We start from the raw sequence: 19,519 nt of genomic DNA, 5'->3' as shown, positions 1-19,519 counted from the left end.
CTCCTTTATTTCGCTGCGCAAGGCACCCCATCGACGTGATCGATCAGCGCAGCAGTGAATCGGTCGGCACAACGGCAGCGCCCACTGTGCACAGGGCGTCGGGTGCTCCCCGCAGCGAAATAAAGGAGGAGGCCGCAGGCCGGGGGACATTCGCGGAGGGGAGTACCCGGCGTCCTGTGCACGCGCCCTGAACAGCCCCTCTCGAAGAAACACCAACACCACAAAGAAAGCGCAGAAATGAAAAAGCTCTGGCTAGCCCTGCTCTTCCTGTCCGGCGGCATCGCCCACGAAATCCGCAACCCCGTCAGCTGCCAATGCATCTCGGCGCGGCAAGCCGACACCCTGCGCGGACGCACGCGCAAGCCGTCGTAGCGCAGCCGCGCCTACTTCGCCGGATGGTCGCGACGAAAGAGTTCCCACTCGTCGATCTGCGTACCGTCCGGAAGATGGCAAATGCCGAACTGCCCCTTGTCGTCCGACTTCAGAACGATCTTGCCCCCGAGGCTCTGGCAATAGACCGAGGCCGGGTTCGCCATGCCAACAGCCCGTGGCGGCTCGGGCTGGGCGCAGGCCGTGACGAGGAGAACACCCCATGGGAGCAAGAGAGCTTTGATCATTTCGCGAGTGTAGGTCTGCGACCGCGTCGCACCAAGGTCCGATGCGAACCTCAGTCCAGCGCCTCGACCGACGACGCCAGCACATACCCCTCGCTGCGCACCGTCTTGATGTAGCGCGGCTCCCGCGCATCGTCGCGCAGGCGCTGGCGCAGCCGGCTCACCAACAGGTCGATGGAACGCTCGAACAGCTCGGCCTCGCGGCCCTGCGTGAGGCTCAGCAACTGGTCGCGGCTCAGCACCTTCTGCGGATGGTCGAGGAACACGCGCAGCAGCCGGTATTCGGCGCCGCTCAGCGCCACCATCACGCCACTGTCGTCGAGCAGATGCCGTGCGGTGGTGTCCACCTGCCACTCGCCGAACGCCAGCTTCGAGGCGGCCTCGGTCGAACGCATGTTCGGCGGCAGCATGCGCGTGCGGCGCAACACCGCGCGCATGCGCGCCAGCAGTTCACGCGCCGAGAACGGCTTGGCCAGGTAATCGTCGGCGCCCATCTCCAGCCCGAGGATGCGGTCGGCCTCCTCGCTTCGGGCCGTGAGCATCAGGATCGGCGTGGCCTTGAACTTGCCGGTGCGCAGGTCGCGGCACAGCGTGAGCCCGTCTTCGCCCGGCAGCATCAGGTCAAGGATGATCAGGTCGAACGGGCCCGAGGTTTCCAGCGCCGCGCGCATGTGCCGGCCCGTGGGCACCGCCACCACGCGCAGGCCGTTCTTGACCAGGTAGGTGGTGAGCAGCTCGCGGATTTCCCGGTCGTCGTCGACGATGAGGATGTTGTCGGAGGTCTTGGGCGTCATGGCGTTGCAAGGGGGCGCCGGGTGGCGCGGTAGCCGCAATGTATGCCGATTGGCACGCGGGGCCAGCGGGTTTGTATGCCTGTGTATCTGGCGGGCTGGACAGCCACATTACGTTGCGCGGAACCGCCGCCCGTTGTGACGGCGGACACGAGGCGCAATCGAACGGCCCTTATCAACCCGCGGCGCTTCCCCGCTCGCTGGTGATCTCCGCGCCTTCGCGCATCGTCTTCGTCACCGGCGTATTGGCCACCACCTCGAGCAGGCGCTCCCATTGCGCATCGCTCAACGGTGCATCGGAGTGAAGCACCCGGCGGATGTGCGCCTTGCCTTCCGCGTCTTTCGTGAGCGTCAGCTCCGCACGGAACTCGCCCAGCTCCCAGCCCTTGCGCTTCGCATACATGCGCAGCGTGATGGCAGTGCAGGCCGACAGCGCCGCCAGGTAGTAGTCGTAAGGTGCGGGGCCGGCCCCCTGGCCGCCCAGGGACGCCGGCTCGTCCGCGATGAGTTCGAACTTGCCCACCGCGATGCGGTGGCTGTAGTCGGTTCCGGTGGAAACGATGGTGGCTGTGGTGCCGTGGCTCATGTGTTGACTCCTGAAATGGCTGGGTGGTGATGCGGCCGCCTGGATCATCGATCAGGCGGGCCCGTTGTGCTGTCGCGATGCCTGCGCCTTGATCATGTCGTAGAGCGCCTGCGCCGCCGGCGAGAGGTGCGCGGTCTTGCGCGCCATCAGCACCAGCGTGCGCGAGACCACCGGCTCGACCAGTTCCACGATGCGGATGTCCGGGTAGGCGCCCGCCTGCACCGCCAGGCGCGGCACCACCGCGGCCGCAACCTGCTGCGCGACCAGCCCGACCGCCGTCGAGCTGCGCTGGACTTCGTAGAAGGTCCGCAGGCCGAGCGCGCTCTTGTCGAGGGCCACGTCCAGCAGGTCGCGGTTGCCGTTGACCTGCCCCGCGAAGATGAGCGGAAAGTCCTTCAGCTGCCGCCACGCGATCTTGCGGCGCTTCGCCAGCGGGTGGCCCTGGTGGCAGATCAGCACGTACTTGTCTTCGAGCAGCGGCACGCTCGACAGCTCCGGTGGATGCGAGCCGGCCATGCCGATGCCGAACTCCACTTCGCGATGCAGCACCGCGTGCGTCACTGCCGATGTCGAATGGTCGAGGATCTTGATGCGGTTCTGCGGATAGCGCGCCGAATACGCCTGCATGATCTTCGGCAGAAACTGCACGCCCACCGTCGGCACGCAGGCAATCGACACGTCGCCGCGCTCGGCCTTGCCGGTTTCGCGGATCTCCAGCAAGGCGTCGGTCAGCTCGATCAGCTGGCGGCGCGCCTGCGGCAGGAAGTTCTGGCCGATGGTCGACAGGCCGACGGAACGCGTGGTGCGCTCGACCAGCGCCACGCCCAAAAATTCCTCAAGCTTGCGCAGGCGCTGGGTGATGGCGGTCTGCGTCACGCTGAGGTGATCGGCCGCCGCCTGGAAGCTGCCCTGCTCCGCAATCGCAACGAAGGCCTGAATGCCCAGGATGTCGATTTTCATCAGAGGATTGAATGAATGGCCGAAATAAATTCATTTTACGTAGCAAGCCGCGCTGCGCAAACTCCCAGCATCACTTCAAGAAAAGCCCCTGATGACTGCCTCTCCCCCCGACGCCACCAGCGGCGACTGGTCCGCCAAGCAATACACCGCCTTCGAGAATGAACGCACCCGGCCGGTCCGCGATCTTGTGGCGGCCATTCCCTCCAAAAACGTCCGGCGGGCCGTCGACCTGGGCTGCGGGCCGGGCAATTCCACCGACGTGCTCGCGCAGCGCTTTCCCGATGCGGCGGTCACTGGCATGGACAGTTCCGAAGACATGGTGACGGCCGCGCGAAAGCGCCTGCCCCGCATCGGCTTCGAAGTGTCGGACATCGAAAGCTGGAACCCGCCGCAGGCCTTCGACGTGATCCTGGCCAACGCCTCGCTGCAATGGCTGCCGGACCACGCCTCGCTGTACCCGCGCCTGGCGAGCAAGCTCGCGGCGGGCGGCAGCCTGGCGATCCAGACGCCCGACAACCTGGAAGAACCCGCGCACAGGCTGGCACGCGAAGTCGCGGCATCGAGCCGCTGGGCCGCAAAGATCGGCGACGTGAAGCACCCCGCGCGGCACAGCGCGGCGTACTACTACGCGCTGCTGCGGCCGCATGTCGCCCAGGTGGACGTGTGGCGCACCACCTACTTCCACCCGCTCGCCGGTGCGGCGGCGGTGGTGGAGTGGTTCAAGGGCTCGGCCCTGCTGCCCTACCTGGCGCGATTGGATGCGCATGACAAGGCCGCGTTCATCGAGCAGTACCGCGGCGAGATCGCCAAGGCCTATCCCGCGCTCGACGACGGCACCGTGCTGCTGCCTTTTCCGAGGCTGTTCATCGTCGCCGTGCGCTGAGGTCAGCCGCGCGCGGCGGCCAGCTTCCAGACCGCATCGGCAAACACCTGCGGCGCCTCCTGCGGCACGTTGTGGCCCGCGTTCACGACCACGTGCGTGCGCGGGCCGGTGAACTTCGCGGCGTAGGCCTTGCCGTCGGTGGCGGGCACCACGCCATCGGAATCGCCGTCCATGGTGAGGGTGGGCACGGCAATCGACGGGAAGGTGGCGAGGCGCTTCTCCAGGCCTTCGTACTGCGGAAAGCCATCCGCAAGCCCTAGGCGCCAGCGGTAGTTATGGATCACGATGTTCACGTAGTCGGGGTTGTCGAAAGACGCGGCGCTGCGCTCGAAGACGGCGTCGCTGTAGCTCCACTTCGGCGAGTTGGTGCTCCACAGGATACGTGCGATGTCGCGCCGGTTCGCCTCCAACCCCAGCCGGCCGCGCTCGGTCGCAAAGTAGTACTGGTACCACCAGCCCAGCTCGACCTTGGCCGGCAATGGCAGCTTGTTGCCGGGGCGGTTGGTCATGATGTAGCCGTTGACCGACAGCAACCCAAGGCAGCGTTCCGGCCAAAGCGCCGCGATGATGCAGGCCGTGCGCGCACCCCAGTCGTAGCCGACCATCACCGCGCGGTCGATGCCGAGCGCGTCGAGCAGCGCGATCTGGTCCAGCGCCACGGCCGCCTGCTGCGCCGAACGCGGGTTGGCGCTGTCGAGAAAGCGGGTGCTGCCATGGCCGCGCAGGTGCGGCACGATGACGCGGCAACCCCTTGCCGCCAGCAGCGGCGCGACCTCGGCGTAGCTGTGGATGTCATAGGGATAGCCATGCATCAGCAGCACAGGAATGCCATCGGCGGGGCCGGCCTCGTAGTAGCCGACATCGAGTTCGCCCGCCTTGATCTGGCGGATCGGTTCGAGCTTCGGCGGCACGCCCGATGAGCTGGCGGGCCGGGCTTCTGCAGCCTGGGCTGCGCCCATGAAGGCCAGCTCGACGGCCGCAAGGCTCGCGGCGGCGCCTCCCAGCAAGAAGCGGCGTTGGCGGTTGATGGGTTCGGACATGCGCGTTCCTTCTTTCATATGCGTTGAGTGATTCCGTCGCCAGCGCACCGCTTGGGGTGCGGCTGGCGATGGCTTCATTGGATTCGCGGCATGTATTCGCGATGTGTCCTGGAAGGGGCCTTCTTGTATGGCCGTGTATGCCCGCGCCGCGAGATACACGGGCATACAACCTGAGGCCGACGAGGGACCGCAAGGGGCAGGCGGGTAATGTTCTATGTCGGTATCCGGGGTTCAACACACTGCAATACAAACAAGCGGCGCCGATGGCGGGAGCGGGTCTATAAACCAGCCCATGCCCTTGTCCACCCACACCGCTGCCCTCCCCGCCCACACAGGTCCACAGGGGCCCGAGCACAAAAGCTGGCGCCGGCTGGTGCCGCGCTCACTCTTCGCCCGCGTGACGCTGATCATCGTGATCGGCCTGGCGATCGCGCAGCTCCTGACCTTCGCGGCCATCCGCTACGAGCGCGACATGGCGCTGCGCGAGCTGATGATGATCGGCATCGAGCGCGACATCGCCAGCTCGGTCGCCATCCTCGACCGCCTGCCCGCCGCCGAGCGCCCGAGCTGGCTCGACCGGCTGGAACGGCGCAACTACCGCTTCGTGCTGGGCGGCAGCGCGGAGGGTACGGCGCCGCAATCGCCGCTGCTGCAGCAGTTCGCCACGGCCATCGCCGACGCGATGCGCCCCTTCGAGATCGTGAAGATCGCGCAGGTGGCACAGCCGCCCGAGGGCCTGCAGATCCAGGTGCGGCTCGGCGACGGTTCCTCGGTGGTGGTGCATGCGAAGCGGGTGGGCATGCCGGTGTCGCGCTGGGTGATGTGGGTGCTGGTGATCCAGCTGGTGGTGCTGGCCCTGTGTGCCTGGTTTGCCGTGCGGCTGGTCACGCGGCCTTTGGCCGACCTTGCCGCGGCGGCCGACGAGCTGGGCCCCGACCTGCAGGCGCAAAAACTGCAGGAAGACGGCCCGACCGAAGTCGCACACGCGGCCCGCGCTTTCAACGCGATGCAGCGGCGCATTTCGGGCTACATGGCCGAGCGCGTGGAAATTCTTGCGGCCATCTCGCACGACCTGCAGACGCCGATCACCCGCATGCGCTTGCGCACCGAGCTGATGGACAGCGACCACGACCGCCACAAGTTCCGGCAGGACCTCGACGCGATGCACACGCTGGTCCGCGAAGGCGTGACCTACGCGCGCACGCTCCATGGCGCCACCGAGCCGGCCTGCCGCATCGATGCCGACGCGCTCTTCGAGAGCATGGTGGCCGACTACGAAGACTCGGGTCAGGCTGTGCGGCTCGAAGGCCGCGCCGGCGAGCCCATCGTGACGCGGCCGAACGCGCTGCGCAGGATCTTGTCAAACCTGATCGACAACGCACTGAAGTTCGGCAGCGACGTGCAATTGCAGGTGCAGCAACAAGCCGACGCCGACCGGCTGGTTCTTTCGGTGGTCGACAACGGCCCAGGCATTCCGCCGGACGAGCTGGAGAACGTGCTCAAGCCTTTCTACCGCGTGGAAGCCTCGCGCAACCGCGGCACTGGCGGCACGGGCCTGGGCCTGGCCATCGCGCACCAGCTCGCAATGGCGATGGGCGCGGAGCTGAGTTTGCGCAACCGCAGCGAAGGCGGGCTGGAAGCCCGGCTGACCTTGATGAACGCCCGCGCCGCGCCGCCGGGCTGAGTCGCTCCGCACCCACGCCTTTCCTTCCGACGCAAAGCGGCTCGTCCTTCAAGGCCGTGAAGACCTCGCTCGCCCTGCTCTTTTGAACGCCCCACTGCCGAGAACCACACCATGCTGATCCTCATCGTTGCCTACCTGGGTGGCGTGCTCACCATCCTGAGCCCGTGCATCCTGCCTGTTCTTCCTTTCGTGTTCGCCCGCGCGGACCGTCCGTTCCGCGCGCACGGCCTGCCCTTGCTGCTGGGCATGGCGCTGGCCTTTGCCGCTGTCGCGACGCTGGCGGCCGTGGGCGGCGCCTGGGTGGTGGCGCTGAACCAGTACGGGCGCCATGCGGCCATCGCGCTGCTGGCGGTGTTCGGCGCCACGCTGCTGTTTCCTTCGGTGGCCGAGCGGCTGAGCCGGCCGCTGGTCGCGCTGGGCAACCGGTTGTCGCAGCAGCAGCAGGCAGACGGCGCCGTGGCAAGGCCATCCGCCTTCGCGCCGCTGATGCTCGGCGTCGGCACCGGCCTGCTGTGGGCGCCCTGTGCGGGGCCGATCCTCGGGCTGATCCTGACCGGTGCGGCGCTGAATGGCGCGAGCGTCGGCACCTCGTTGTTGCTGCTGGCTTATGCGGCCGGCGCGTGCACATCGCTGGCGGCCGCATTGCTCGTCGGTGGGCGCGTGTTCTCGATGATGAAGGGCTCGCTGCGCATGGGAGAGTGGGTGCGGCGCGCGGCGGGCGTGGCGGTGCTGGCCGGTGTGGGCGCCATCGCGCTGGGGCTGGACACGGGGCTGCTCAGCCAGCTCTCGGCGGGCACGACGTCTGCGCTGGAGCAGGCGCTGGTCGAGAAGATCGATGCGCCGAAGCGGCCGCTGTCACCGCCTGTTTCTTCAGCGCCGAGCGCTCTGGCTCCCGGCTTGATGCTGGCCTCGGCACAACTGCCGCCGAAGGCGCCCGCGCTGTCGCTCGGCGTGGAGGGCTCGTTCCCGTCGCTCGTCGGTGCCACCGAGTGGATCAACTCTGCGCCGCTCGCGCCCGAAAGCCTGCGCGGCAAGGTCGTGCTCGTCGATTTCTGGACCTATTCGTGCATCAACTGCCTGCGCACCCTGCCCTACGTTCGCGCATGGGCCGAGAAGTACAAGGACGCAGGCCTGGTCGTCATCGGCGTGCACACGCCGGAGTTCGCGTTCGAGAAGCTGCCGGCCAACGTGCGCAGGGCCACGAAGGACCTGGGCGTCGGCTTCCCGGTAGCGGTCGACAGCAACTACGCGATCTGGCGCGCGTTCGGCAACCAGTCGTGGCCGGCCTTCTATTTCATCGATGCGCAGGGACGCATTCGCCACCAGCAGGTCGGAGAAAACCAGTACGCGAAGTCGGAGCAGGTCATCCAGCAACTGCTGGCCGAGGCGGGGCGAACAGATGTGCCGGCCCGGCTGGTCTCGCCGCTGGGCCAGGGCACGCAGGCCGCGACCGACGCATCGCCCGCGCTGTCCGGAGAGACCTACATCGGCTACGAGCGCGCGCACAACTTCGCGTCGCCCGGCGGCATCGCGAGCGACCGCACCCGTGTCTACCAAGCCCCGGCTTCGCTGCGCACGAACCAGTGGGCGCTTGCCGGCGAGTGGACGGTGGGGAGCGAGCGCGCCGTGCTGGCCCGTGCCGGAGGCCGCATCGCCTATCGCTTTCATGCGCGCGACCTGCATCTGGTGCTGGGTCCGTCGGCCGACGGGAAGCCGGTTCGCTTCAGGGTGTCGGTGGACGGCAAGCCGCCGCTGGCAGACCACGGCGCCGACACCGACGCGCAGGGCAACGGCGTCATCGATGCGCAGCGGCTTTACCAGCTCGTTCGCCAGACGACGAACGACAGAGACCGGTTGTTCGAGATCGAGTTTCTCGATGCCGGCGCACAAGCCTATGTGTTTACCTTCGGCTGAGGCCCTTGTCGCCGACCGTCTTGTGGCTGACTTGCACGCTGCCTAGACTGACAGGTTCGCCGCCATTCCGGCCGGCCAACTGAACGATGGGGTGCGAGGATGCGCGCAGGTTTGTTGCATGGCACCGTGGTGCTGCTGGCCTTCGGCCTTTGCAGTGCGGCGATGGCGCAGGAGGCACAGGCGGTGCCGGCCACCAAGGTGGAAGACGCCAACGCGGACAGCTGCGTGGAAGTGGTGGTCAATGGCGAGCGCACGCCCTCCTACGCCTGCCTCACGCAGAAGCTGCGACCCACCGCACCGCCGCGCACGGCCGATGGGGCACCGCCCGGCCTGGCGTCGGAAGCGATCACGCAGCGACCGTCCAACCAGCTCGGCCTGTTCAACCGGGCCGCGACCGAACATCGCATGGGCAACACCTTCGGCACCTCGGTGTACCCGCAACGGCCGCCGCCGGTGGCGCCGGCATCGCCGCTCATCCCGCGCCCCTGAATCAATCAGGTTCGGGTGGTTTCCTGCAGGTGCCGCCAGCGCAGCGCGCCGCCCTCTTGCCTGTCGAGCAGCACGGTGGCCAGCCGGACTTCGACGTCGCCGTTCAGCGTCTGGGTTTCCGCATAGGTCAGCACGGCGCCGCGTTCGCTTTCGTGCAGCAGCACAAGGTCTGCCACGTCGATCTTCAGGCCTTGCTTGCGGCCCGTCATGGTTGCGAAGAACTGCGCCAACGCTGCGCGGTCGAGCCGTTGGCCTGCGGTCGTCAGCATCGAGAACTCGGGCGAGAAGTGCGCGAGCAATTCGGCGTGGGTCGCATCGTCTGGCGTGGATGCGTTGAACAGGCGCTCGATCAGCACACAGGTGTCGGCGATTTCTTGAAAGTAGATATGGATGGGTGTCATGGTCATGGTTGCGTCTTCAGGTGAGATTGCATTCGCAGGCGACGCAGGATGTCCGCGTTGCCGATGCGCATGCAAAGGAGGATCGGGAGCACCGCACTGGCAGCGGCGATGGCAAAGCAGAGATGGAACACATGGGTCGTGCGCGCGCTCATGGCCGGATCGCCAGGGTCGGCGATGCCGTTCAGGCCGAGCAGCAGGTTGAGCAGCACGCTCAGCAGCGCCACGCCGAAGCAGAAGCTGATCTGGCGCCCGATGTTCCAGAGCGCGCTGGCCTCGCCCAATTGCGCATCGGCGGTCTGCAGGAAAGCTGTGCTCTGCGCGGCACTGCTGGTCAGGCTGCCACCCAAGCCCATCAAGGCATAAGCCGCCATCAGCGGGGGCCACTGCAGTGGCTGCGACACGCCGGCCAGCAGCGCGATACCGGCGCCATGCAGCAGCGCGCCAGACAGGAACAGCGGCCTGGGCCCGACCCGGTTGAAGTTCTTGCCGGTGAGCGAAATGCCGAGAAAGGCGCCCAGCGACCACGGCAGCATCAGCAGGCCGGTGTGAGATGCCGACATGCCCATCACGGTCTGCAGGCAGAACATCGCGATCAGGCTCACGCCCATGAACACACCCGGCACGAGCAGGTAGACCAGCATCGACACGCGCAACAACGGATCGCGCACCAGCCGCAGGTCGAGAATCGGATGCGCATTGCGCAGCGCACCGCGCACGTGCCATGCGAACACGAGCAGTCCAGCGGCGAGGAGCACCGCGCCCATGGTGTGATGCGCCTGTTCGCCGAGCATGGTCAGGCCGAGCAAAGCGAGCGCGATGGCCAACGCGCCGCTGGCCAGCCCCGCGAGATCGAGCGGCGTGCGAACAGCACTCGCAGGTTCGGGCCTCAGCCAATGCCAGGCCAGCAGCAGCGTCAACGCGGCAAGGGGAACGGTCAGGAAGAAGATCCAACGCCACGAGAGCGCATCGACCACGAGGCCGCCCAAGGCGGGCGACAGCGCCGGCGCCAGCAGGCCCACGAGCATGATGAGGCTCGACAGGCCTGCGCGCTCGTCGGGGCGGTACAGGCGATAGGCCATCGTCTGGCCCAGCGGAATCAGCAGGCCGCCGCCCAGCCCCTGGACGAAGCGCCATGCGATCAGCGCCGAGATTGTGTCGGCCGTGCCCGCGCCGAGCGTGGCGAGCATGAACACCGCGAGCGACAGCATGAAGATGTTCTTGCTGCCGTGGCGCCGCGCCAGCCACGCACTGAGCGGAATCACCAGGGTCAGCCCGAGGATGTAGGCGTTGCCGACCCAGGCCAGCGTGGCAATGGACGCATCGAACGCGCGTGCAATGTCGGGGTACGCCACGTTGGCGATGAACATGTTGACGAGGTCGACGAAGAACCCGAGCAGATAAAGGGCTGCCACCTTTTTTCGATACGACACGACGTGCTCCGTCTTCAGAAAGGCGAGAGCTTAGGCAGCTGGAGGCTTTCAATAAACGGGCTAATCGTGACTACACTGTCTTATCGAATTTGACAGTGGATGCGATGAACAACGTCAGCCTGAACCGCCTGAACGCCTTCGTTGCCGTGGTCGAGGCCGGCTCGTTCACGGCAGCGGCCGAGCAGCTGGCGCAGAGCAAGGCGGTCGTGAGCTTCAATATCAAACAGCTCGAAGCCGAGCTGGGCGTGTCGTTGCTCACGCGCAGCACGCGCCGCCTGGTGCTGACGGACGTGGGCCAGCGCTTCTATCGCGATTGCCAGAACGTGCTGCGAGAAGCGCAAGAGGCGATCGACACCGCACGCAAGGCGCACGTGGGGTTGGGCGGCACGCTGCGCATCACGACGACCACGGAATACGGCGTGCATGCGGTGGTGCCCGCGCTCGCGGCCTTTGCGCGCGAAAACCCGTTGCTGGAGATACGGCACGCGTCGTCTTCGCAGCGGGAAGACCTGATCTCGGAGCGCTTCGACCTGGCGATCCGCCTCGGCCGGCTGGAAGATTCAAGCTATCGGGCCTCGCTGATCGAGACCTTCGACATCGTCGCCGTGGCGGCGCCCGATTACCTCAAGCGCGTGCCCGGCAAGAAGATCGCGACGCCGGACGAACTGGGCCGCGCGCAATGGCTCGGGCACAGCCGCCTGCCCGCTCCGCGGCGCTGGTCGCTGCAAACCCCGCAAGGCGGCCGGACCACGCTGGAGATCGACGCGCCTGCCGCGATGATCGTGACCGATTCGGCTTCGACCCTGCGGGCGTTTGCACTGCAGGGTGCAGGCGTTGCACTGTTGCCCGAATGGCTGGTGCGGGATGACATCCGCGCGGGACACCTGCGCCGGTTGCTGCCCGACCATCGCTTTCCAGTGCAGTCGGTCTATGCGCTCTACCCGGACACCCGGCATGTTCCCGAGAAGGTCCGCGCGTTCATCGATTTCCTTCGCGCCGCCGTGCGCGCGTCGTGATGACGACGACAGTGGGCGCAGCGAAAAGATCGCGCCTCGGCGTCAAAGATGCTGGGCCACGAGCACCACGGCCCCGGCGATCGAGATGGCACCGCCCACGAATTTTCTGAATGTGTTCATGAATGCTCTCCGTCAGTAGGCTTCGATGGTGCCGTGATGACGGGTCGCCGAGGTTTGGCAATCTTCATGCGGGCCATAGCAAAAACCAGCCAGGAAGCCCGAAATTAGATAGACCCAAGCTATCTGATACAATCCCGCCTCGCTCGGACACGCTCCGGGTGTTGCCTGGCCAGGCAAGCCGAATCTCACGCCGGCGCGTCGAAGTCACAGCGACGAAAAAAACAACAAGTGACTTCCGCAATTGAATATTTGCCGTAACCGTGGACCGCGTGAGAGTTCACGACCACATACCAAAGCCCGCCTCGCGCGGGCTTTTTCATTGGCGCGTTCCATCGGCATGCCACGCAAGTAGCCCCTTGGCATTAACATTTGCCGTCGATTGTTCGCAATCTCAGGACGGGCGGCCGGATCGGCTTCCGGCCACGGCGTCGAGTCGATATCCTCCAGCCTTCTCAAGACCAAGACACAGTCGACCGAGATCTTGCCCCGCCTGGGAGGCCGGCACCCGCCTCCTTCGCGACGCACACATCGACCCACCATGGGCTACCTGCCTTACCTCTTCGATCCCCGCTCCACCATCCTGTTGGCAGGTCTCATGGGCATCATGATGTCGCTGGTGCTGTTCTTCATGCGTCGCAGCTATCCGTCCAGCATCCGCGGGCTGAGCGAATGGTCCCGCGCACCGCTGGTCGCGTTCGTGAGCACCCTGCTGTTTGCCGCGCGCGGCTTCCTGCCCGACTTCGCCACGATCGTCGTCGCCAACATGGTGCTGTTTCAGGCCTGCATCCTCTACTACGCGGGAAGCCAGCAGTTTCTGCGGGGCCGCAGCGACACCCGGGCCTGGACGGCGCTGAACCTGCTGCTGGGCGTGCTCATGTTCTGGTTCAGCAGCGTCCGGCCCGACTTCGAGACGCGCCTGGCCATCGTCACCTTCGCGGTGACGCTGCTGTTCGTCTCCCACGCCATGCTCTACATGCGCCACAAGGTCCCGGTGTACGGCATGCGGCTGATGATCGGCCTGCTGCTGGCCCAGGCGCTGGTGGCCGGCGTGCGCTTCGTGTCGGTGATCCTGGGGATGGCCGGCAGCGGCATCATGGAAGCGACGTGGATCCAGTCGGTCTACCTCACCATGTATTCCTTCAGCGTGCTGTTTCTTTCCATCGCCGTCGTGCTGATGGCCACCGACCGCGTGCACACCGAGTTCGAATACCTCGCCACCCGCGACCCGCTCACCGGCGTGCTGAACCGGCGTGCACTGCTCGATGCCTGCCTGGCCGAATTCGCCGCGAGCCATGGCGCCCCCGGGCGGCCCGCCGCGCTGCTGATGGTCGACCTGGACCATTTCAAGAGCATCAACGACCGCTTCGGCCACCAGATGGGCGACGCGGTGCTGCGCGAGGCGGTCAGCCGCATGCAGCAGGTGATCGGCACGAAGGGGCTGCTCGGGCGCTACGGTGGCGAAGAGTTCGTCGTGTTGCTGCCCCACACGGCGATGGCCGACGCCATGTCCATCGCGGCGCGGCTGAAGGAAGGCATCGACAAGCCGCTGCCCTCCGATTCGCCGCTGTCCGCGGTCGGCACCTTCGCCGTCAGCATCGGCGTAGCCACCAGCGATGGCGTGAAGAACGTCGACGAAGTGCTCGCGCAGGCCGACGAAGCGCTGTACCGCGCCAAGGCGCTCGGACGCGGCCGGGTGATCGCAACCACGGCCGCGGCCTGACACCGCCGCAAGCCGCAGGATCAGTCGTCGCGGTCTTCGTGATAGCGGCGATAGTGCTCACGCGCCCACTCGCGGCGGCGCCATTCCTGGCGTTCCGCGCGGCGCTCGTCCCATCGGGATTCGCGCTCGTAGTAACCGGAGGGCGGCGCGTAGTAAGCCGGCGGCTGATAGCGCACCGGCGGTGCCGGCTGGTAGTAGATCGGCGCCGGCCGCGAATACACGGGCGCCGGCTCGTAATACACAGGGGCGGGTTCGCTCACCACGACACCGGGCACGTTCACCCCGATGGACCAGCTGGTGCCGGCGCTCGCCGAGGCCGCGGCGCACAGGGCTCCTGCTGCGATCACGCTCGCGGCAGCCAGCTTGAGAAAGGTTCGATGAGCCATCACGTCGTCTCCTGAAAGGCGGGAACAGTCCCGATGCAGAGACAACGGCCGGCCCCTTGCGGTCGCGGACGTCGCGCTTGTGAAGAGCGTGCCCAAATGTCACACCGGGGCCGGTTCGGATACATCTCCCCGAGGGCGGGTGACGCTTATCCCAGCCCGGAACGCTTGCAGTCGAAGACGGCGCTTTGCTCGACCGCGCGCAACGCGGGCACCTTGCTGACGAAAGTCACGCCGGCACCGATCAGGTGCCACTCGCCCGCCTTGAAGAGCTTGAAGAGATTCATGGCCTCCACGCCCGGTGCGGGAATGGAGTTGAAGACATAGATCGGCTCGCCGGACTGCGTGTCTTCCATGCTCACCAGTTCGGCCCGCATCTTGCCCATGGTCTCGGCGTCCTTCGTCCTGGAGCGCACGACATCCATGAGCACGGTTCGCGAGTGCTCGTCGATCGATATCCTGCGAACCCAGTTGAAGGAAGAGCCGGCACCGCCGCCCGGTCCCGGAACGCACGTGATGGTTCCTGCAGTGACCGGGCCTGCGGCCGCAAGAAGCAAAAGCAGAAGGCAGGAAAGCTGCCCGGCACGGATGTTCACGTCGCGTCCTCCTCAGGTGTGAGCAGGACGGACTTTAGCGTCAGGCCGCCGTGGCGGCCGTGGCCTTGGCTCAGTGCTTCTTGGCGTGCGGCTTGGCGTGATGGTGGCCAGCCCGGTGCTTGTGCATCTTGGGTGCCGCATGCTCGTGCATGGCCATCGGCTTTTCCGCGGGGCGTGCCTGCAGTTGCTGGGCACGGGCTTCCACCGCGGCGGCACGGGCCGGATCGGTGCTCACGGTGATTCCGTTGTCGGCTTGCGCGAAGGCGCTCGCGGCACCAAGCAGAACGGCCAGGGTAACAAGAAGCTTTTTCATGTGATTCCATCCAGGGTGAGGGAGACGGCCTCCCTCGCCGTTAACGGATGACATGTGCCGGCTGTTGACGTGGCCATTGCCGGTTCTGTCTGCCCAGCGCCGGGCCTTACATCCCCGCTACATGACGGAGGCTCGGCCGCAAGAATGGCTGGCACCCGGAATCGATTCCGGATGCCTGGCAAGACGATCAGGCGGCCCCGGCCCGCGCCCATTCCCGCTGCGCCTGCAGCACCTCGTCGGCCGTGCGCCCCACAAGCTCCGCATAGACACCGGGCGCTGTCGCGCCCTCGGTGTTGATCAGCAGCACCTTCGAATCGGCACCGAGCCCCGCCTGCTGCCGCCACGAAGGCGAAAGCGCCAGCATGTGCAGCGCCGCCGCGCCGGCCGCGCCCGACTCGCCGCTGACGATGGGCCGATCAAGGCGGCTGCCCTGTGCAAGCCAGCGCATGGCCTCGACCGCATGGCCGTCCTCGATGGCGGCGAAACAGTCCACCGATGGCTCCAGGAAGCGCCAGGCCAGGGTGGATGTCTCGCCGCACGCAAGGCCCGCCATCACCGAATCGACACTGCCCGTTGCCACGGCCGGCCGGCCTTGCAGCGCGCTTTGCATCAGGCAGTCGGCCTGGCGTGGCTCCACGACGATGAAGGTGGGCCGGTGTGCGCCGAACCGTTCCCAGAAGTAGCTCGCGACCCCGGCGGCCAGGCCACCGACGCCGCCTTGCAGAACCACATGGGTGAAGGGACACGCCTGTCCCGCCGGCCCCGCCTGCTCCAGCACTTCGTCGATCATCGTGCCGTACCCCTGCATCACGTCGCGCGGCACTTCTTCGTAGCCCGGATACGCGGTGTCCGAGATGACCTGCCAGCCATGGCGTTCGGCCAGATGCGCCGCGTGGGCGACCGAAGCGTCGTAGTTCCCCTCGATGCGGACGATCTCGGCGCCGAACGCCGCAATCGCACGCTCGCGCTCGAGGCTGACGTGGCGATGCAGGACGATCACGCAGCGCACGCCCGCACTGCGCGCGGCGGCGGCCAGCGCGCGGCCGTGGTTGCCGTCGGTGGCACTGATGACGACCAGGTCGCCCAGTTCATCGCGATGCGCGCCGGCCAGCACGTCTTCGGGAACCCACGAAGGATGGCGGCGAACGATCAGTCGCACCAGCGCCGCCGGTGCGCCGAGCGCCTTGAAGCTGCCCAGCGAAGAACGCACGGACTCATCCTTGACGTGGACCTCGGCAACGTTCAGCCTGCGGGCCAGGTCCGGCAGTTGCCACAGCGGCGTCGGCTGCGGCGAGAGCAAGTTCCAGCGCGAAAGCCAGGACCGGGTGTGCCGTGCTTCGGCAATGCACATGATGCTTTTCAGCGCGTCCGGATACGCGTCTCGAAGGGCTCTTGGGTTGGTGACCAGCATGGCGAAATTCCTTGTGTGATGCGCATAATCGTAGGAGTGCACCCCGCGAATTTCTTCGCGTTGGCGCATGCGCATATGCAATCCCTCCTCGCTTTTTCCGCCTGTTTCGACGCATGACCACACGCCTGGATGCCTACGACCTGAAGCTGCTCGAACTGGTCCAGCAGGACGCGCGCATTCCGCAAGGCGAGCTGGGCCAACAGGTCAACCTTTCGACGGCGGCCGTGAACCGACGGCTGAAGCGGATGGCCGACGAAGGCGTCATCGAGCGCCACGCCGCCATCATCAACCCCGATGCGGTCGGCTGCGAACTGACGGTGATCGTCGAGGTGAATGTCGAGAGCGAGCGCGTCGACCTGCTGGACGCGATGAAGCGCACGTTCCTGGCCTGCCCGCAGATCCAGCAGTGCTACTACGTGGCGGGCGACTGCGACTTCGTGCTGATCTTCGCGGTCCGGAGTATGAGCCAATACACCCGGCTGACGCGCGAACTCTTCTTCGAGAACAACAACGTCAAGCGCTTCAACACGCTGGTGGCGATGAGCCGAGTCAAGGTCGGGCTGAACGTGCCGCTGTCTGAAGAGGCCACGCAGGACTGAAGCCGGGGCCTTCAGCTCTTTCGCAGGCAATCCGCATTGCGCGGATCTTTCAGCGAGCGGCGCGCGTAGTAGTCGAACGCGACCGCGTTGCGGCGCGGCCGCAGGATCCAGTCGTGCGCTTCCCTGGCCAGCTCGGGGTCGATGGGCTGGATCTTGCCCGCGGCCGATGCCAGCAACTGCATGCGCGCGGCGCGCTCGAAGGCGATCGAAAGAACGCAGGCCTCTTCCACGCTGCCACCGGCCACGAGCATCCCGTGGTGCGAGAGCAGCAGCGCCCGCTTGCTGCCGAGCGCGGCCGAGATGAACTCGCCCTCTTCGTTGCCCACCGGAATGCCCGGCCACTTGCCCACGAACGCCACGTCGTCATACAGCACGCAGTTGTCCATGTGAGAGATGACCAGCGGCTCTTCGAGCATGCCCAGCGCGGAGGCGTGCGCGGCGTGGGTGTGGATGATGCAGTTGACGTCGGGGCGCGCGCGGTACACCCACGAGTGGAAGCGATTGGCCGGGTTCGGCATGCCGTCGCCTTCGAGCACGTTCAGGTCTTCGTCGACACGTAGCAGGTTGTCTTCGCTGATCTCGTCGAAGCCCAGCCCGAGCCGCTGCGTCAGGAACTCTCCGGGCACGCCGGTGCGGGAGGTGATCTGCCCCGCAAGGCCGGAGTCGTGTCCGTTGTCGAACAGGATGCGGCAGGTCAGGGCCAGCTTCTGGCGCAGCGTGTAGCTGCTGTCCGCCAGATGCGTGTCCATCTGCGCGTACGACTGCTGGATCAGTTCGTCCTTCTTGAGTTCGAAAGTGTCTTGCGATGCCATGGTGTTGTCCTTGTTCATGCGGATTCGCTGGTGGAAAAGTTCTTTTCCGGCGCACCGGGAAATAGCGGCTGGTAGCCCGGCAGTTGCTCGATTCTGCCGAGCCACGCCGTGATGGCCGGGTAGGCCGAAAGCGCCATACCGCCCATCGGCGCCAATCGTGTGTAGGGGTACAGCGCCACGTCGGCAATGCTCGGCGCATCGGCCGTGGCGACCCAGCCCGTCGGGCCCTGGCGCGACAACTGGACGTCCAGGATCTGTAGGGACTGCCTGGCTTCGTGCGCGAAGCGAATGAACTCTTCGCTGGCCGGATCGCGGTCGCGATGCAGTGCAAGGTGCAGGCGCAGCTGGGCCAAGGGCTTCATGTGCCGCTCTTGCTCGAACGACAGCCACGCGAGCACTTGCGCCTGCCCCGCCACATCGTTCGGCCACCACGGGCTGCCCTGCACCAGGAAATAGAGGATCGCCATCGACTCGCCCAGGTGCGTGCCGTCGTCCAGCGCAAGCACCGGCACCTGCCCCATCGGTGCGATCGCCAGGAAGCCGGGGCTTCGCAGGTCGCCGCGATCGATGGACAGCGTCTCGCGTTCCAGCGGCATGCCGAGCAGGCCGGCCATCAGCCGCACCTTCCATGCGTTGCCGGAGCGTTGGGTGTCATAGAGCTTCATGTCAGGCGCCCTGTGTCAGTCCAGCTTCGTGCCGGCGGCCTGGACGACCTTGCTCCACTTGGCGGTCTCGCTCTTCACGTGGGCCAGGTAGGCCGGCACGCCGGTAGCCATCGGCTCGATGCCCAGCTCGGCCAGGCGCGCGACCACGGCGGGGCGCTTCAGTGCGCGAGCCAACGCCTGGTTGAGAACATCGACCTGCGCCTGCGGTGTTCCCGCCGGCGCGACGATTGCGTTCCACGAGCCGATCTGAAAATCGGGCAGGTCTTGCTCGGCGCTGGTCGGCACATCGGGCACCGCCGCATTGCGATGGTTCGCCGCAATGGCCAGCATCTTGAGCCGCCCCGTCCTGGCCTGCGGCTGGATGACGGGAATGGCGTCGATGACGATCTGCACCTGGCCGCCCATGGCGGCGTTCACCGCCTCGGCGCCGCTCTTGAAGGGGACGTGCACGATGTCCGTCCGGGTCGCCAGCTTGAACAGCTCGATGGCCAGGTGCGGCGAGCTGCCGTTGCCCGCGGAGCCGAAGTTCAGCTTGCCCGGATGCGCCTTGGCGTAACCGATCAGGCCCTTGAGGTCGCTCACGCCGTCGATGCCGTTGATGGCCAACACGTAGGGCGAGTTGCTCACCAGCGAGACGGGCGTGAAGGACGCCGGGTCGTAGTTGAGCTTGTTGTAGAGCATCTTGTTGACCACCTGCGTGCCCACCGTGCCGAGCAGCAGCGTGTAGCCGTCCGGCGCGGCCTGGGCAACGGCCTGCGCGGCGATGGCACCGCCCGCCCCTGCCTTGTTGTCGATGATGACCGACTGCTTCAACTCTTCGCCGAGATGCTGGCCGATGAGCCGCCCGGCCACGTCGGTGATGCCGCCCGCTCCGAACGGAATCACGAGCCGAATGGGCTTGGCCGGATAGGCCTGCTGGGCCTGGGCCGGCGAAGCGGACACCAGCAGCGCCAGCGCGCCGGCGAACGAGATGACAAACAGGGCCCGAAGGCGCGTGCGTACCGTCATACCATACTCCTCAGATAGCGGGCCGACCCCGCGAAGGTTGTTCAAGACAGGAAACAAAGAATATTTTAGGACACAAGTGTCCTA

Annotated in this window: 22 protein-coding genes; 8 read left to right on the top strand and 14 right to left on the bottom strand. The window is 66.5% G+C overall.

The genetic code is table 11. The features are described 5' to 3' along the window. The first annotated feature begins 237 nt into the window (after nt 1–237). Complete coding sequence (locus tag ACGLHS_RS04270; RefSeq protein ID WP_394477151.1) at nt 238–372, top strand: hypothetical protein; 135 nt, start codon at nt 238–240, stop codon at nt 370–372. 11 nt (nt 373–383) lie between these two features. Here ACGLHS_RS04270 and ACGLHS_RS04265 read toward each other — a convergent pair whose 3' ends face one another. The 4 genes from ACGLHS_RS04265 to ACGLHS_RS04250 form a co-directional block, all read right to left on the bottom strand. Next, complete coding sequence (locus tag ACGLHS_RS04265; RefSeq protein WP_394477149.1) at nt 384–617, bottom strand: DUF333 domain-containing protein; 234 nt, start codon at nt 615–617, stop codon at nt 384–386. Nucleotides 618–667: 50 nt separating this feature from the next. Then, nucleotides 668–1,408 carry a response regulator gene (locus ACGLHS_RS04260; protein ID WP_093237366.1) on the bottom strand — a complete coding sequence of 247 codons (741 nt, stop codon included), beginning with the start codon at nt 1,406–1,408 and terminating at the stop codon, nt 668–670. A gap of 172 nt (nt 1,409–1,580) precedes the next feature. Beyond that, entirely contained in the window at nt 1,581–1,991 is a 411-nt protein-coding gene (locus tag ACGLHS_RS04255; RefSeq protein WP_394477147.1) for an OsmC family protein, read from the bottom strand. A 51-nt stretch (nt 1,992–2,042) separates the two neighbouring features. Next, nucleotides 2,043–2,951, bottom strand: a complete 909-nt coding sequence (locus ACGLHS_RS04250) for a LysR family transcriptional regulator (protein WP_093237364.1) — start codon at nt 2,949–2,951, stop codon at nt 2,043–2,045. Nucleotides 2,952–3,042: 91 nt separating this feature from the next. Between ACGLHS_RS04250 and tam the strand changes: the two genes are divergently transcribed. Further along, a complete protein-coding gene (tam, locus tag ACGLHS_RS04245; RefSeq protein ID WP_394477143.1) occupies nt 3,043–3,834 on the top strand; it encodes a trans-aconitate 2-methyltransferase in 792 nt (263 codons plus the stop codon). 2 nt (nt 3,835–3,836) lie between these two features. Here tam and ACGLHS_RS04240 read toward each other — a convergent pair whose 3' ends face one another. Further along, nucleotides 3,837–4,874, bottom strand: a complete 1,038-nt coding sequence (locus ACGLHS_RS04240; RefSeq protein ID WP_394477141.1) for an alpha/beta fold hydrolase — start codon at nt 4,872–4,874, stop codon at nt 3,837–3,839. Between the two features lie 373 nt (nt 4,875–5,247). On the opposite strand from ACGLHS_RS04240, the gene ACGLHS_RS04235 reads away from it, so the two are divergent. From ACGLHS_RS04235 to ACGLHS_RS04225, 3 genes are all read left to right on the top strand, one after another. Continuing rightward, complete coding sequence (locus tag ACGLHS_RS04235; protein ID WP_394477139.1) at nt 5,248–6,558, top strand: ATP-binding protein; 1,311 nt, start codon at nt 5,248–5,250, stop codon at nt 6,556–6,558. 111 nt (nt 6,559–6,669) lie between these two features. Next, a complete protein-coding gene (locus ACGLHS_RS04230) occupies nt 6,670–8,472 on the top strand; it encodes a cytochrome c biogenesis protein DipZ (protein ID WP_394477137.1) in 1,803 nt (600 codons plus the stop codon). Nucleotides 8,473–8,571: 99 nt separating this feature from the next. Continuing rightward, complete coding sequence (locus ACGLHS_RS04225) at nt 8,572–8,961, top strand: hypothetical protein (protein WP_394477135.1); 390 nt, start codon at nt 8,572–8,574, stop codon at nt 8,959–8,961. 5 nt (nt 8,962–8,966) lie between these two features. Here ACGLHS_RS04225 and ACGLHS_RS04220 read toward each other — a convergent pair whose 3' ends face one another. Together ACGLHS_RS04220 and ACGLHS_RS04215 are read right to left on the bottom strand one after the other, a co-directional pair. Beyond that, a complete protein-coding gene (locus tag ACGLHS_RS04220) occupies nt 8,967–9,368 on the bottom strand; it encodes a hypothetical protein (RefSeq protein WP_394477133.1) in 402 nt (133 codons plus the stop codon). Further along, nucleotides 9,365–10,792 (bottom strand): MFS transporter, encoded by a 1,428-nt coding sequence (locus ACGLHS_RS04215; RefSeq protein ID WP_394477131.1) that lies wholly within the window; start codon nt 10,790–10,792, stop codon nt 9,365–9,367. The genes ACGLHS_RS04220 and ACGLHS_RS04215 overlap by 4 nt, the downstream gene beginning before the upstream one ends. A 104-nt stretch (nt 10,793–10,896) precedes the next feature. Between ACGLHS_RS04215 and ACGLHS_RS04210 the strand changes: the two genes are divergently transcribed. Continuing rightward, complete coding sequence (locus ACGLHS_RS04210; protein WP_394477129.1) at nt 10,897–11,808, top strand: LysR family transcriptional regulator; 912 nt, start codon at nt 10,897–10,899, stop codon at nt 11,806–11,808. Between the two features lie 658 nt (nt 11,809–12,466). Next, nucleotides 12,467–13,648 (top strand): GGDEF domain-containing protein, encoded by a 1,182-nt coding sequence (locus ACGLHS_RS04205; RefSeq protein WP_093237356.1) that lies wholly within the window; start codon nt 12,467–12,469, stop codon nt 13,646–13,648. Between the two features lie 20 nt (nt 13,649–13,668). Here ACGLHS_RS04205 and ACGLHS_RS04200 read toward each other — a convergent pair whose 3' ends face one another. The 4 genes from ACGLHS_RS04200 to ACGLHS_RS04185 form a co-directional block, all read right to left on the bottom strand. Continuing rightward, entirely contained in the window at nt 13,669–14,034 is a 366-nt protein-coding gene (locus ACGLHS_RS04200; protein WP_394477127.1) for a hypothetical protein, read from the bottom strand. A gap of 146 nt (nt 14,035–14,180) precedes the next feature. Then, entirely contained in the window at nt 14,181–14,627 is a 447-nt protein-coding gene (locus ACGLHS_RS04195) for a hypothetical protein (protein WP_093237354.1), read from the bottom strand. 70 nt (nt 14,628–14,697) lie between these two features. Continuing rightward, entirely contained in the window at nt 14,698–14,940 is a 243-nt protein-coding gene (locus tag ACGLHS_RS04190; RefSeq protein ID WP_394477125.1) for a hypothetical protein, read from the bottom strand. A gap of 187 nt (nt 14,941–15,127) precedes the next feature. Next, on the bottom strand, nt 15,128–16,351 hold the full coding sequence (locus ACGLHS_RS04185; protein ID WP_394477123.1) for a diaminopropionate ammonia-lyase: 1,224 nt from the start codon (nt 16,349–16,351) through the stop codon (nt 15,128–15,130). A gap of 113 nt (nt 16,352–16,464) precedes the next feature. On the opposite strand from ACGLHS_RS04185, the gene ACGLHS_RS04180 reads away from it, so the two are divergent. Continuing rightward, entirely contained in the window at nt 16,465–16,950 is a 486-nt protein-coding gene (locus ACGLHS_RS04180; RefSeq protein ID WP_394477121.1) for an Lrp/AsnC family transcriptional regulator, read from the top strand. Between the two features lie 11 nt (nt 16,951–16,961). On the opposite strand, the gene ACGLHS_RS04175 is transcribed toward ACGLHS_RS04180, so the two are convergent. The 3 genes from ACGLHS_RS04175 to ACGLHS_RS04165 are packed head-to-tail and all read right to left on the bottom strand — an operon-like array spanning nt 16,962 to nt 19,435. After that, nucleotides 16,962–17,762, bottom strand: coding sequence for an aldolase (locus ACGLHS_RS04175; RefSeq protein ID WP_394477119.1), 801 nt, complete (start codon nt 17,760–17,762; stop codon nt 16,962–16,964). Nucleotides 17,763–17,776: 14 nt separating this feature from the next. Further along, a complete protein-coding gene (locus ACGLHS_RS04170) occupies nt 17,777–18,427 on the bottom strand; it encodes a glutathione S-transferase family protein (RefSeq protein ID WP_394477117.1) in 651 nt (216 codons plus the stop codon). Between the two features lie 15 nt (nt 18,428–18,442). After that, nucleotides 18,443–19,435, bottom strand: a complete 993-nt coding sequence (locus tag ACGLHS_RS04165) for a Bug family tripartite tricarboxylate transporter substrate binding protein (RefSeq protein WP_394477115.1) — start codon at nt 19,433–19,435, stop codon at nt 18,443–18,445. Nucleotides 19,436–19,519 lie beyond the last annotated feature (84 nt).

Origin of the sequence: Variovorax sp. VaC1 (assembly GCF_043658315.1) — a bacterium.
In the GTDB taxonomy this organism is placed as follows: domain Bacteria; phylum Pseudomonadota; class Gammaproteobacteria; order Burkholderiales; family Burkholderiaceae_C; genus Variovorax.
Note: the sequence above shows the minus strand (reverse complement) of the source record. Positions and strands in the feature narration are given on the sequence as shown.